Source organism: Pseudomonas trivialis (assembly GCF_036864995.1).
GTDB classification, from domain to species: domain Bacteria; phylum Pseudomonadota; class Gammaproteobacteria; order Pseudomonadales; family Pseudomonadaceae; genus Aquipseudomonas; species Aquipseudomonas trivialis.
Map to the genome: position 1 here is coordinate 1,791,321 of NZ_CP142151.1, position 12,458 is coordinate 1,803,778.

12 protein-coding genes are annotated in these 12,458 nt (G+C 62.7%); 7 read left to right on the forward strand and 5 right to left on the reverse strand.

Annotated features, from left to right (window positions below; all coding sequences use genetic code 11):
- The first annotated feature begins 84 nt into the window (after positions 1-84).
- On the forward strand, positions 85-1,092 hold the full coding sequence (locus VRB54_RS08065; RefSeq protein ID WP_322213146.1) for an amidohydrolase family protein: 1,008 nt from the start codon (positions 85-87) through the stop codon (positions 1,090-1,092).
- Positions 1,093-1,218: 126 nt separating this feature from the next.
- Here VRB54_RS08065 and fabB read toward each other — a convergent pair whose 3' ends face one another.
- The 5 genes from fabB to VRB54_RS08090 form a co-directional block, all read right to left on the reverse strand.
- The gene (gene fabB, locus VRB54_RS08070; protein WP_057008326.1) at positions 1,219-2,439 is read right to left on the reverse strand and encodes a beta-ketoacyl-ACP synthase I; all 1,221 of its coding nucleotides are present in this window, start codon (positions 2,437-2,439) and stop codon (positions 1,219-1,221) included.
- Positions 2,440-2,450: 11 nt separating this feature from the next.
- Positions 2,451-2,966 carry a 3-hydroxyacyl-[acyl-carrier-protein] dehydratase FabA gene (gene fabA, locus VRB54_RS08075; protein WP_017529299.1) on the reverse strand — a complete coding sequence of 172 codons (516 nt, stop codon included), beginning with the start codon at positions 2,964-2,966 and terminating at the stop codon, positions 2,451-2,453.
- 249 nt (positions 2,967-3,215) lie between these two features.
- Complete coding sequence (locus VRB54_RS08080; RefSeq protein WP_338480283.1) at positions 3,216-5,117, reverse strand: ATP-binding protein; 1,902 nt, start codon at positions 5,115-5,117, stop codon at positions 3,216-3,218.
- The gene (locus tag VRB54_RS08085) at positions 5,114-6,043 is read right to left on the reverse strand and encodes an ABC transporter substrate-binding protein (protein ID WP_209980642.1); all 930 of its coding nucleotides are present in this window, start codon (positions 6,041-6,043) and stop codon (positions 5,114-5,116) included. Before VRB54_RS08085 ends, VRB54_RS08080 begins: the two co-directional genes overlap by 4 nt.
- Position 6,044: 1 nt before the next feature.
- Positions 6,045-8,165, reverse strand: coding sequence for a TonB-dependent receptor plug domain-containing protein (locus tag VRB54_RS08090; protein ID WP_338480284.1), 2,121 nt, complete (start codon positions 8,163-8,165; stop codon positions 6,045-6,047).
- A gap of 195 nt (positions 8,166-8,360) precedes the next feature.
- Here VRB54_RS08090 and VRB54_RS08095 point away from each other — a divergent pair, with 195 nt between their 5' ends.
- The 6 genes from VRB54_RS08095 (at position 8,361) to VRB54_RS08120 (ending at position 12,422) form a co-directional block, all read left to right on the forward strand.
- Entirely contained in the window at positions 8,361-9,386 is a 1,026-nt protein-coding gene (locus VRB54_RS08095) for an NAD(P)H-dependent glycerol-3-phosphate dehydrogenase (RefSeq protein ID WP_338480286.1), read from the forward strand.
- A 10-nt stretch (positions 9,387-9,396) separates the two neighbouring features.
- Positions 9,397-9,744: a DUF4389 domain-containing protein gene (locus tag VRB54_RS08100; RefSeq protein WP_338480287.1), complete on the forward strand. Its 348-nt coding sequence runs from the start codon at positions 9,397-9,399 to the stop codon at positions 9,742-9,744.
- Positions 9,741-10,190, forward strand: coding sequence for a phosphohistidine phosphatase SixA (gene sixA / locus VRB54_RS08105; protein WP_338480288.1), 450 nt, complete (start codon positions 9,741-9,743; stop codon positions 10,188-10,190). Before VRB54_RS08100 ends, sixA begins: the two co-directional genes overlap by 4 nt.
- A gap of 36 nt (positions 10,191-10,226) precedes the next feature.
- Positions 10,227-10,670 (forward strand): hotdog fold thioesterase, encoded by a 444-nt coding sequence (locus tag VRB54_RS08110; RefSeq protein ID WP_209980654.1) that lies wholly within the window; start codon positions 10,227-10,229, stop codon positions 10,668-10,670.
- A 97-nt stretch (positions 10,671-10,767) separates the two neighbouring features.
- Entirely contained in the window at positions 10,768-11,571 is an 804-nt protein-coding gene (locus VRB54_RS08115; protein WP_338480291.1) for an alpha/beta hydrolase, read from the forward strand.
- The gene (locus tag VRB54_RS08120; RefSeq protein WP_338480293.1) at positions 11,568-12,422 is read left to right on the forward strand and encodes an alpha/beta hydrolase; all 855 of its coding nucleotides are present in this window, start codon (positions 11,568-11,570) and stop codon (positions 12,420-12,422) included. Before VRB54_RS08115 ends, VRB54_RS08120 begins: the two co-directional genes overlap by 4 nt.
- Positions 12,423-12,458: the final 36 nt, after the last annotated feature.

A 12,458-nucleotide genomic window follows, 5' to 3' on the forward strand; every position in this document is an offset into this window, starting at 1 on the left:
AAAATGTGGGAGGGGGCTTGCTCCCGATAGCTATCTGATAGGCAACCCTATTCCCCCTGACTCACCTCGATGGAGATCGCCCCCGTGCCCTGGACTCGCCTGAGCCTCGCCCTGGTGCTCACCGCCGCCAGCCTTGCCGCACAGGCCCGCGACTATGCCTACAGCGACGCCCACCTGCATTACGTGGATTTCTTTCAGGAAACCGCCGGCATGGACAAGCTGCTCAAGGCCATGGCGGACAATCGCATCGAGCATGTGATGATTTCCGGCATTCCCGTGGCGAAAAAATGGCATGAAGACGAGCCCAAGCGTCCGCGCTATTACGCTGGTGACGATGCCGATGCCTATTGGTACAGCGCCACCGACGTGATCGTCGCGGCGGCGGTCAATAAACTCACGCCTGAGCAGCGCCTGCGCTTTCATCCTTTCCTGTCCGGCTTCAACCCCAATGACAAGAATTCCGATGCGCATATCCAGCGCATGCTCGACCTAAACCCGGGCCTGTGGCAGGGCATCGGTGAAGTGTTCACCCGCCATGACGACCTGACAGCCCTGACGGCGGGGGACACCCCGCGCGCCAACAACGAAGCCATGACGCGCATCTACCACCTGGCGGCCGAAAACGATTTGCCGGTGATGCTGCATTCCAACATCACTTCAAAGCGCGAGCGCAACCCGTTGTACCTGGCTGAGGTCGAGGAGCCGCTGCGCAATCACCCGCACACGCGGTTTATCTGGGCGCACGCGGGCACCAGCATGGAGATCCACCGTCATCAGGTGCAGATGGATTTTTTGCTGCCCACCTTGACGCGCATGCTGGAGGCCTACCCCAACCTCTACATCGACCTCTCCTGGAGCATGCTCACGCCTTATCTGCTGGACGAGGCGGGCAAGCCCAGGCCCGAGTGGGTAAAGCTGGTGGAGCGCTTCCCGGAGCGCTTCATGCTCGGCTCCGACGTAGTAGGGCGCTTCAACAAGCTGGGTAAGGAAATGCGCCGCTTTGATCCCTTCCTCGATGCGCTGCCCGAGGACGTGGCCCGCAAGGTTGCGCGGGACAATTTCCTGGCCGTGCTGCCCAAGACCTCTCGCTGAGCGCAGTACCTAATGTGGGAGGGCGCAAGCCCCCTCCCACCTGTTGATTTTTGTTATCTGGTGATCATCACCCACAAAAAAGCCCCGAACCAGTCGGGGCTTTTTCATGGAGTCAAGCTGCAGGCCTTACTTGCCCTGCCAGCGCTTGAGCACCAGCGTCGCGTTGGTGCCGCCAAAACCGAAGCTGTTGCTCATCACGGTATTGATGGTGGCGTTCTCAACGGTCTTGGTCAGGATCGGCATATCTGCCACAACCGGATCGATCTCGTCGATGTTGGCTGAACCGGCCATGAAGTTGCCTTCCATCATCAGCAGGCAGTAGATCGCTTCGTGAACGCCGGCGGCGCCCAGGGAGTGACCCGACAGGCTCTTGGTAGAGCTGATGGCCGGTGCCTTGTCGCCGAATACCGCACGCACGCCTTCCATTTCCTTGGCGTCGCCGACCGGAGTGGAGGTGCCGTGGGTGTTCAGGTAGTCGATCGGGGTGTCAACGGTGGACATGGCCATCTGCATGCAACGGATGGCGCCTTCGCCGCTTGGCGCGACCATGTCGTAGCCGTCGGAAGTGGCACCGTAGCCGACGATTTCCGCGTAGATCTTCGCACCACGGGCCAGAGCGTGTTCCAGCTCTTCGACCACGACCATGCCGCCACCGCCGGCGATGACGAAACCGTCACGCTTGGCGTCATAGGCGCGGGAGGCCTTTTCCGGAGTTTCGTTGTACTGGGTGGAGAGGGCGCCCATGGCGTCGAACAGGAACGACTGGCTCCAATGCTCTTCTTCACCACCGCCGGCGAACACGATGTCCTGCTTGCCCAGCTGGATCTGCTCAACGGCAGTACCGATGCAGTGGGCGCTGGTGGCGCAGGCCGAGGAGATCGAGTAATTGACGCCCTTGATGGCGAACGGCGTGGCCAGGCAGGCCGACACGGTGCTGCCCATGGTCCGCGTGACACGGTACGGGCCGACGCGCTTCACGCCTTTCTCGCGCAGGATGTCCAGCGCTTCCATCTGGTTGAGGGTGGATGCGCCGCCGGAACCGGCGATCAGGCCGGTGCGTACGTTCGATACCTGGTCTTCGCTGAGGCCGGAGTCGGCGATCGCGTCTTTCATGGCCAGGTAGGCGTAGGCGGCAGCGTGGCCGACGAAGCGATAGATCTTGCGATCGATCAGCTCTTCGAGGGGCAGGTCGATGGAGCCGGAAACCTGGCTACGCAGACCCATTTCGGCATATTCCGGGTTGAAGCGGATGCCAGGGCGACTTGCACGCAGGTTAGCGGTGACGGTCTCTTTGTCATTGCCCAGGCAAGAAACGATGCCCAGACCAGTGATAACGACGCGGCGCATGCGGATAACCCTTAAAAGTTGTCAGTGGAAGTGAACACGCCGACCCGAAGGCCTTCGGCAGTATAAATCTCGCGACCGTCGACAGTCACCGAACCATCGGCAATGGCCAGGTTCAGCTTGCCCTTGAGGACGCGCTTGATTTGAATGTTGTAGGTGACTTTCTTGGCGGTCGGCAGGACCTGGCCAAAGAATTTCACTTCGCCCGAACCCAGAGCACGACCGCGACCCGGCAGGCCTTGCCAGCCCAGATAGAAGCCGACCAGTTGCCACATGGCATCGAGGCCCAGGCAGCCTGGCATTACCGGGTCGCCTTCGAAATGGCAGGCGAAGAACCACAGGTCCGGATTGATATCCAGCTCGGCGACCAATTCACCTTTGCCGTACTTGCCACCCTCTTCGCTGATATGGGTGATGCGATCCACCATCAGCATGTTCGGGGCGGGCAGTTGCGCGTTACCTGGGCCGAACAGCTCACCGCGACTGCAGCGCAGCAGGTCTTCCCGAGTAAAGGCGTTTTGTTTGGTCATGCGAGCTCCTCAATAATCCCATGCGGCAGGGCAGGGCAAATCTTCCCGAACCGAATGAAGCGTTCATGCCTCATGCCGGCAGCCTACACGTAGACTATTGCGTTGTAGTGAAAGTCACAGCGTCAAGGCACTCAATGTACACTTGTTCACTGAAATTTTAAACCGGGCCTGTTTATCTGCCCGTTTGGGTGCCTAAGACTGCCGCACTTTCGTGTTTCACGCCAGTCGCAGATGCCTGATGGCGCGGCGCTATTGCACCCAACGCTGCAGGATCTGCTGCAAATCCGTACGTTTGAACGGCTTGGCCAGGTAATCGTTCATTCCGGCCGCAAGGCACGCTTCACGGTCGCCCTGCAACGCGTTGGCGGTGAGCGCGATGATCGGCAGATCGGCGCAACCCGGCAGTTGGCGAATCTGCCGGGTAGCCTCGTAGCCGTCGATCAGTGGCAACCGGCAATCCATCAGGATTGCGGTGAACATCAGGCTTTCTGCGCTACGGATTGCCTCGGCGCCGTCGGTAGCCAGACTGACTTCAAAGCCGAGGCTGCGTAGCATGGCTTCCACCACCGTGCGGTTGACCGGATTGTCCTCCACCAGCAACACATGGCGGCCATCACCGGCGCCGTGCTTGCTTTGGGCATCCTGGGCAATCGCTGGCAGGCTGTGCTGGTCGATGGCCAAGGGGATTTCCAGGGTAAACACCGAGCCATGGCCTTCTTCGCTTTGCGCGCGCAGGGTGCCGCCCATGCGTTCGGCCAGCGTGCGCGCGATGGGCAGGCCCAGGCCGGTGCCGCCGTAACGTCTGGAAATCGAGCTGTCAGCCTGCTGGAATGCGTCGAACATCGACTCCAGGTGTTCGGCGCCAATACCGATGCCGCTGTCGCGCACGCTGCAGGTGAACCACACCAGCTCATGGTCGAGAGGCTGCCAGTGGGGCTCGACACTCACGCTGCCCTGCTCGGTGAACTTGAGGGCGTTGCCGATCAGGTTCACCAGAATCTGGCGGATACGCGTGGGGTCGCCCTTGACCCGCAGCGTATCCAGGCCCGGCGGCATCGGCAGGTTGAGCGTCAGCCCGCGCTGCTGGGCGCTGTGCCGGAAGGCATGGGCGCTGCTGTTGACCAGGTCGGCGAGGTTGAACGCAATATGCTCCAGCTCCAGGGCCGCGCGCTCGATGCGCGAGAAATCGAGGATGTCATTGATGACCTTCAGCAGATGTTCGGTGGACTCGGAGGCCAGCGCCGCGTATTCGGTCTGCTCCTCCGTCATCTCGGTGGTTTCCAGCAACTGCAGCATGCCCAGCACCCCGTTCATCGGCGTGCGCAGCTCGTGGCTCATCATCGCCAAAAAATCCGACTTGGCATTGTTGGCCCGCTCGGCTTCCTCGCGGGTCTGAATCAACTGCGCCATTGCCTGCTGCTGTTCGCGGCTGGCCTGTTGCAGGCCGGCGGCCAGATTGTTGATGTGGCGTGACAGGTCGCCCAGTTCCGAATCATCCACGATAGGCAGCGTGGTCTTGTAGTCGCCTTGCTGGATGGCCTTCACCGCATGGCCCATTGCGCTGATCGGCTGCGACAGGCTGGCCGCCAGACGCCGCGCCAGCAGGAAGGTAAACAGCAGGGCGAACAGCGCCAGGATGCCGGCCTTGAATAGAATCTCCTGCTGACGCTGACTGAAGGCATCGTTGGACATGCCGACGATCACGCGCCCCAGATAATCGGCGCGCGGCGCCTTGGATTCGTTGAGGTTGTCCTGGAAAAAATCGCTGCCCAGCTGGATATGCTGCAGGCGGATCGGCGCCTGGAACACTTTCACCGCCAACGAGCGGTCGTGCTTTTCCGACGGTTGCTCGACGTACACCAGAATGTTTTCTGCGGCGTCCTGAATCTCTAGAAAGCGCACGTGGGGCGTGGCCAGCGTGGCGCGAAGCAGGCTGTCGAGCACATCGTTGTTGCCGGAAATGACGCCGTACTCGGTGGCGGGCGCCAGTTGGTTGGCAATCAGTTGGCCGGTATGGTCCAGTTCCTGGCGCAGGTCCTGGATGCGCACAAAGGTAAAGAAGCTGATCAACAGCAGCGTCAGCAACAGCGCCGGGCCCAGGGTGATGAGCTGGGTGCGGGTGTTGATATCCCAACGACGACGCAAGGTCATGGGCGTTTTTCTCCTTCGGCGAGCCGCGCGGCGACGTTGCTTTCATCGACCTGTTCGATGCCCAGTGAGCGCGCGACCTGCGGGTTGCCCACGACTTTGAAATGGTGCGGGTACAACGTGCGCGGCCAACTGGCCGGCGGGCGGTCAAGCAAACGGTCGAGCACGCCCAGCCAGTCGGTCTGGTCGCTGTAGGTGCTGGCCAGGCTGCCGGCCTTGACGAAGCCGGCGTTGGGCCCCACCAGCGGCAGTTGCTGGGCGTAGCTGCTCAGCAGCAGGTTCTTTGCGGTCTTCGGGTTGTACAGTTGCGGGTCGTCGAGGCCGAGCAGTACATCGCTGGTCCTGAACAGGCTTTGCAGCGGGCGACTGTCGTTAATGTTGTTCCACAGTTGAGGCACGATTTGCAGACCCAGGGGCGCGGCGTATTGGCTCAGCTCGCGCAGCAGGAACTCACTGTCGCTGCCGTAGAGCACGCCGATGCGCCGGGCCTGGGGCAGAATGCCGGTGATCAGGCGTAACTGACGGTCCAGCGGCGGGTCGCTCCACAGCAGACTGATGTGCGCCGGCAGGCGGGTGCCCAGGCGCTGGCGGGCTTGCAGGCGGCTGATGCGCAACACCAGGGTCGGCGGACCTTCGGCATCCTGCAGGCGCCAGTCGAGGCCGGGCAGGTCGAGCAGGATCAGGCGCGTGTCGGCAGGCAGTTGGTGCGGCGCCGGCAGGTCCTTGAGCGGGGTGAAGGTGACCTGGTCTGCGGGGCGCTGCCGGGCCAGTGCCTGGGCGAAGTCCTGCACGCCGACGCTGTCTTCGGCGGCGGTCAGCAGGATGTTGGCACTCCACGCCGGCGCGGTCAGCAGCAGGCCGATCAGCAGCAGGGCCCGCTGCCACAGCCTGGCGAAAGAGAAGTAGGTCGTCCGTGACTGATTGGCCATGTCAGAACTCCAGCTCCGCGCTGAAGTACAGGACGTGACGATGGTCATAAATATTGTCGGGCCAGGTGGTCGGCTGATTGTCGAGGCGTTGTTGCAGCATGCCCGCCAGCTCCACGTTGGCGTTGCCCACGGCAATGCGCTTGGCCACCCGCAGGTCGACCCGTTCGAAGCGATATTGGTTGAGCGCATCGTCACCGTAATAGAACAGCGCGCTGGACCAGCCGCGACCCCACTCGCGCAGCCAGCCGGCGGAGCCGCTGTTGCGCGCGGTCTGGGCCTTGTCCAGCGGGTTGCTCGCCGTGGCGTCGACGTAGGCGTAGGTGAACCGCAGACGGTCGGCGTTACTCAGTCGCCAGTCAAATTGCGACTCGGCGCCGACAAAACGCGAGCTGTTGCCATTGCTGGCAATGTATTGGTTGTTGCGTAGCGGCGAGCTGATCATGTCAGTGATTTCGTCATAGAACAGCTTCACGTCCAGGTTCAACCCCAGGTCGGCAAAGAAGCCGTTATAGCCCAGTTCCCGCGATTTCATCAGCTCTTTATCGAGGTTGCCCGGCCCTCGTGTCACCACAAAATATTGCCCGGCGTTCTGCCCATAGGCCGGCGAGCTGAGATTGTTGACGCGGTAGCTCCAGTTGACGTTGTTCTCGAACATGTCCGGCGAGCGGATGGCCTCGGAGTACACCGCGCGCAGGCCGTGGCGCGGGTTGATCAGGTAGTTCAGCGCCACTCGGGGCGTCAGTGAGTGGCCGCTCAGGCGCGTGTCTTCATACATGGCGCCGCCCTGCAGCAGCCAGTGTTCACTGGCACGCCATTCGAGCTGGCCGAACAGGCGCCAGGTGACGTCGTCGAGGGTGCCATTGAAGTAGGTGTCGGAATCGGCACGGTCATAGCGGTAATTCATACCGCTGACCAGGCGCAGGCTGTCGGACAGGCTGAGGGTGTCCTGAATCTCCAGATCGTAGCGGCTTTCGCGGGTGCTCTGGTCGATGTCGCCGCATACGCTCTGGCTGGCACCGTTGCGCCATTGGTCCAGCACCTGATTGCCCAGCGTCTGTTCAGCGGTGCTGCCCGGTGGGGCGCTACCCTGGCTGTAGGTGTCCATGTGCCGCGCCAGCAGTTCGGCGTAATTGGGATTGAGTTGCCACAGGCGGGTCAGCTCCGGGCTGAACGAGACTTTCGCATCGCAGGCCTTCCAGACCTGGCGGCGGTCCCACTGCTGGGCCGAGCCCTGGATATACAGGCTGTGGTCGGGGTTGAAATCGATGTTCCAGCGCAGTGAGCCGGCGTAGTCCCTGGCATTGACGTCGGAGTTATTGCCGCCTTCGGTAATCCCGGCGAACACCGGTGTGTAGGTATAAGGACGCTGGTTAGTGCCTTCCTTGGCGTTCAACTGCCAGTCGAGGCTCTGTTGCGCATTCAGCGTCTGGCTCACGGCCAGGCTGAAGCGGCTCAGGCGGCGACTGTCGCGGCGGTCGGCGCCTGCGGCGTCGCTGTCAAAGCCATCATCCTGCTGGCCGGACATCGACAAGCGCAAATCGCCGGTTTCCCAGCCCAGGCCCTGGCTGGCGTAGACATCGTTGATCCCCCGTTCGCCGCGCTGCACCTTCACCCGCGTGCCCTGGCTGTTGGCCGGTGAGCGCGTGAGGATGTTGACCACCGCCATCAGTGCATTGGCGCCATAGCTGACGGTGTTGGGGCCGCGGAACACTTCGATGCGCTCGATATCTTCCATGGCCACCGGAATATCACTCCAGTCGACGGTGGCGAGGCCCGCGCGGTACACCGAACGGCCATCGATCAGCACCTGCATGCGCCGCGCATCGCTGGCGCTGGTGCCGTGATAGTTCACGGCGGCCTGATTGCCGGTGGTGTAGCCGACCATCATGCCCGGCACCAGCCGCAGCAGCTCGGCGATATCCCGCGCACCGCTGGCCTTGATCAATTCGCTGTCGATCACCGTCATGCTGCCGGGCACGGCGGCGGCCGATTGTTTGAGGCGTGTGGCGGTGAGCACCTGCGGCAACGGCTGGCTGTCGAGGAACAGGTCATCGGCGCATGCAACAGCGCTGCACAACAGCATCAACAACAGGGATGAGCGGGGAGGAGGGCCCAGATACACGGCACGGCCTTGATCATTGCGGATAGCCGCCCATGTTAACTGAGGTAGCGCCTTATGCCAGTCGTTGAAATTGCAATTCGTTCATCCAATTGTGGCATTTTCCGACGGGCGTACGAATTGACGCGGGGGCTGGCTGCAATTGAGCCGCTCCGTATAATGCGGCCATTGCCACTGGTATGGATTAACGGATTGCATATGACTGAACAGCGCCCTATTGCGGTCCTGGGAGGCGGAAGTTTTGGTACCGCCGTGGCTAACCTGCTGGCCGAGAATGGCCACGCGGTGCGCCAGTGGATGCGAGATCCCGAGCAGGCCGAGGCCATTCGCGTGCACCGGGAAAATCCCCGTTACCTTAAAGGCATCAAGATTCATGAGGCGGTCGAGCCCGTCACCGATCTGCTGGCGACCCTGGAGGCCTGCGACCTGTGCTTTGTCGCGCTGCCCTCCAGCGCCCTGCGCTCGGTGCTCGCCCCCCATGCCGAACTTCTGGCCGGCAAGCTGCTGGTCAGCCTGACCAAGGGCATCGAGGCGCAGACCTTCAAGCTGATGAGCGAGATCCTCCAGGAGATCGCTCCACAGGCACGCATCGGCGTGCTGTCCGGGCCGAACCTGGCGCGGGAAGTGGCCGAGCACGCGCTGACCGCCACCGTGGTCGCCAGTGAGGACGAGCAACTGTGCGAACGCGTCCAAGCCGTGCTGCATGGCCGTACGTTTCGCGTGTATGCCAGCGGCGATCGGTTTGGCGTCGAACTGGGCGGGGCGCTGAAAAACGTCTACGCCATCATCGCTGGCATGGCCGTGGCCCTGGGCATGGGCGAAAACACCAAGAGCATGCTGATCACCCGCGCCTTGGCGGAAATGACCCGCTTTGCGGTCAACCAGGGCGCCAATCCGATGACCTTTCTGGGCCTGGCGGGCGTCGGCGACCTGATCGTCACCTGCTCCTCGCCCAAAAGCCGCAACTATCAGGTCGGCTTCGCGCTGGGCCAGGGCCTGAGTCTGGACGATGCGGTGACGCGCCTGGGTGAAGTGGCCGAAGGGGTCAACACCCTCAAGGTGCTCAAGGCCAAGGCTCAGGAAGTGGGCGTCTATATGCCGCTGGTAGCTGGCTTGCATGCGATTCTGTTCGAGGGTCGCACCCTGGAGCAGGTGATCGAGCTGCTGATGCGCGCCGAGCCGAAAACCGATGTCGACTTTATTTCCACCAGCGGTTTCAACTGAGGAACGCGTCATGAACGATCCCAAAGCAGCCCCCAAGTATGAGTCCATTGTGCTGCGCATCCTCTGGATGCTGGTGTTCGCCCTGGTGTGGCAGGTCGCGCAGTTTCTGCTCGGCGCGCTGGTGGTGGTGCAGTTGGTATACCGTTTGATCTACGGCGCGCCGAATCTGGGCCTGATGAACTTCGGCGACAGCCTCAGCCAGTTCCTGGCGCAGATCGGCCGCTTCGGCAGCTTCCATACCGAGCACAAGCCCTGGCCCTTCGCCGATTGGCCGACTCCGCGTGCACCCGAAGGCGAGCCCGCCCACAGCGTGCCACCGGCGCCGCACCCGGTGCGCGATGAGGAGCCAAAGCTGTGAGGCTGTGGATTCTGCGTCACGGCGAGGCCCAAGCCCACGCGCGCAGCGACGCCGAGCGTAACCTCACCGAGCACGGCCGTGGCGAAGTGTTGCGCAGTGCTGCGCACCTGATCGGCCAGCCCATCAGCGCCATCATTGCCAGCCCTTACGTACGGGCGCAGCAAACCGCGCAGCTGGTGCGCGAGGCCCTCGGTTTTCAGGCCGATATCCGCACAGTGCCGTGGTTGACGCCGGACGCTAATCCGCCCCAGGTGCTGGAAAACCTCGACACCGATGACAACGTGTTGCTGGTCAGCCATCAGCCTCTGGTGGGCAGCCTGATCAGCTTTTTGCAGCACGGCCATCTGCGCCAGTCGCAGCCGATGCACACCGCGAGCCTCGCGGAACTGGAAGGCGATTTCCCGCTGGCGGGGCTGATGAGCCTGGTCAGCGTGAAAAACCCGTAGGCCATCCTGATAACAACAACAGAAAGGACACTCCCAATGAGCCTGTGGCGCACCCAACCGAACATCGAGCACCTCAATACCCTGCAGAAAAACACCATTGGTGAACTGCTGGACATCCGCTTCGAAAGCTTCGATGAGCACTCCCTGACCGCGAGCATGGTGGTCGACCACCGCACCCATCAGCCCTACGGCCTGCTGCATGGCGGCGCGTCGGTGGTGCTGGCCGAAAGCGTTGGTTCCATGGCCGCCTACCTGTGCATCGATGCCAGCAAGTTCTATTGCGTGGGCCTGGAGGTCAACGCCAACCACCTGCGCGGTGTGCGCAGCGGGCGGGTGACGGCGGTCGCCACCGCGATTCATATCGGGCGCACCACCCAGGTATGGGACATTCGCCTGACCAGCGACGAGGGCAAGGCCAGCTGCGTATCGCGTCTGACCATGGCCGTCGTGCCCCTGGGCGAGAACCCGCCGGCGCGATAGGCGTGGCGTGAGTGCCATCATTCCTGGCAGTTACGGTCATTGCCGTACACGCCAGGCATGGTGACAATCGCTCCACTGTCTGTGCAGAGGGTCCGGTATGTCGCAGCACGTGTTTTTTGCCCACGCCAATGGTTTTCCTTCGGCCACCTATGGCAAGTTGTTTGCCGGCCTGGCGCCGGAATACGAAGTGGCTCACTTGCCGCAGCACGGCCACGACCCCAGGTTCCCGGTGGATGACAACTGGCAGAACCTGGTGGATGAGTTGATCCATCACCTTGAGCAACAGCCCGAGCCGGTGTGGGGCGTGGGCCATTCCCTGGGTGGCGTGCTGCATCTGCATGCGGCCATGCGCTGCCCGCAGCTGTATCGCGGCGTGGTGATGCTCGACTCGCCGGTACTCACGCGCGCCGACCGCTGGGTGATCCGCGCGGCCAAGCGCTTTGGTTTTATCGACCGTCTTACGCCGGCCGGGCGCACACTTGGCCGCCGCGAAGAATTCACCGACCTGGCCGCGGCGCGCAGTTACTTTGCTACCAAGGCACTGTTTCGCGGGTTCGACCCGGACTGCTTCGAGGCTTATCTGCAGCATGGCCTGTACCCGGTTGGCGATCACTTGCGGTTGCGCTTCGACCCAGCCACCGAAATCAGCATCTACCGCGGCGTGCCCCACACCAGCCCGGGACAGGTGCGTCAATTGCGGGTGCCGTTGGCCATGGTGCGTGGCCGCCAGAGCCGGGTGGTGATGCGTCACCATGCCAGCGGCGTCGATCGCCTGCCCATGGGCGAAACGCTCACCGTGCCCGGTGGCCATATGTTCCCCCTCGAACACCCACAGGACACCGCTGCCTTGATCAAAACCCTGTTCGCCCGCTGGGAAAACCGTGAGCGCAGTTGCGCATGAGCACGCCCGTCGAAGAAGTGCGCCTGAGCTTGTCGCATATCGAGTTGGCCGCCCATCTGTTCGGCCCCGAGGACGGCTTGCCGGTGATCGCCTTGCACGGCTGGCTGGACAACGCCAACAGCTTTGCGCGTCTGGCGCCGAAACTCACCGGCTTGCGCATCGTCGCCATCGATATGGCCGGCCATGGTCACTCGGCGCATCGCCCGACGGGCGCAGGTTACGCCTTGTGGGATTACGTGTTCGATGTGCTGCAGGTAGCCGAACAACTGGGCTGGAAACGTTTTGCATTACTTGGCCACTCCCTCGGCGCCGTCGTGTCCACGGCCCTGGCCGGGGCCTTGCCGGAACGGGTCACACACCTGGGCTTGATCGACGGCGTGATCCCGCCGACCGCCAGCGGTGAGCATGCCGCCGAGCGCCTGGGCATGGCGTTGCAGGCGCAACTGAGCCTGCAGGACAAACGCAAACCGGTCTACACCACCCTGGACCGTGCGGTTGAGGCGCGCATGAAAGGCCTGGTGGCCGTCAGCCGCGAAGCCGCCGAACTGCTGGCCCAGCGCGGCCTGATGCCGGTGCCTGGCGGTTACACCTGGCGCACCGACAGCCGCCTGACCCTGGCTTCGCCGATGCGTCTGACCGACGAGCAGGCGATGGCGTTCGTGCGTCGCGTGGCTTGCCCTGCGCAGTTGATCGTGGCGGCTGAGGGCATGCTGGCGAAACATCCCGAATTGCTTTCTCAACTGCCTTTCTCGGCGACCACGCTGCCGGGCGGCCATCATTTACACCTGAATGATGAGTCCGGCGCAGTTCTTGTTGCAGACTGTTTCAATCGGTTCTTCTCCGCGCCTTGACTTGGTGCGGTCAACTGCCGAGGCTGGGCGGATTGA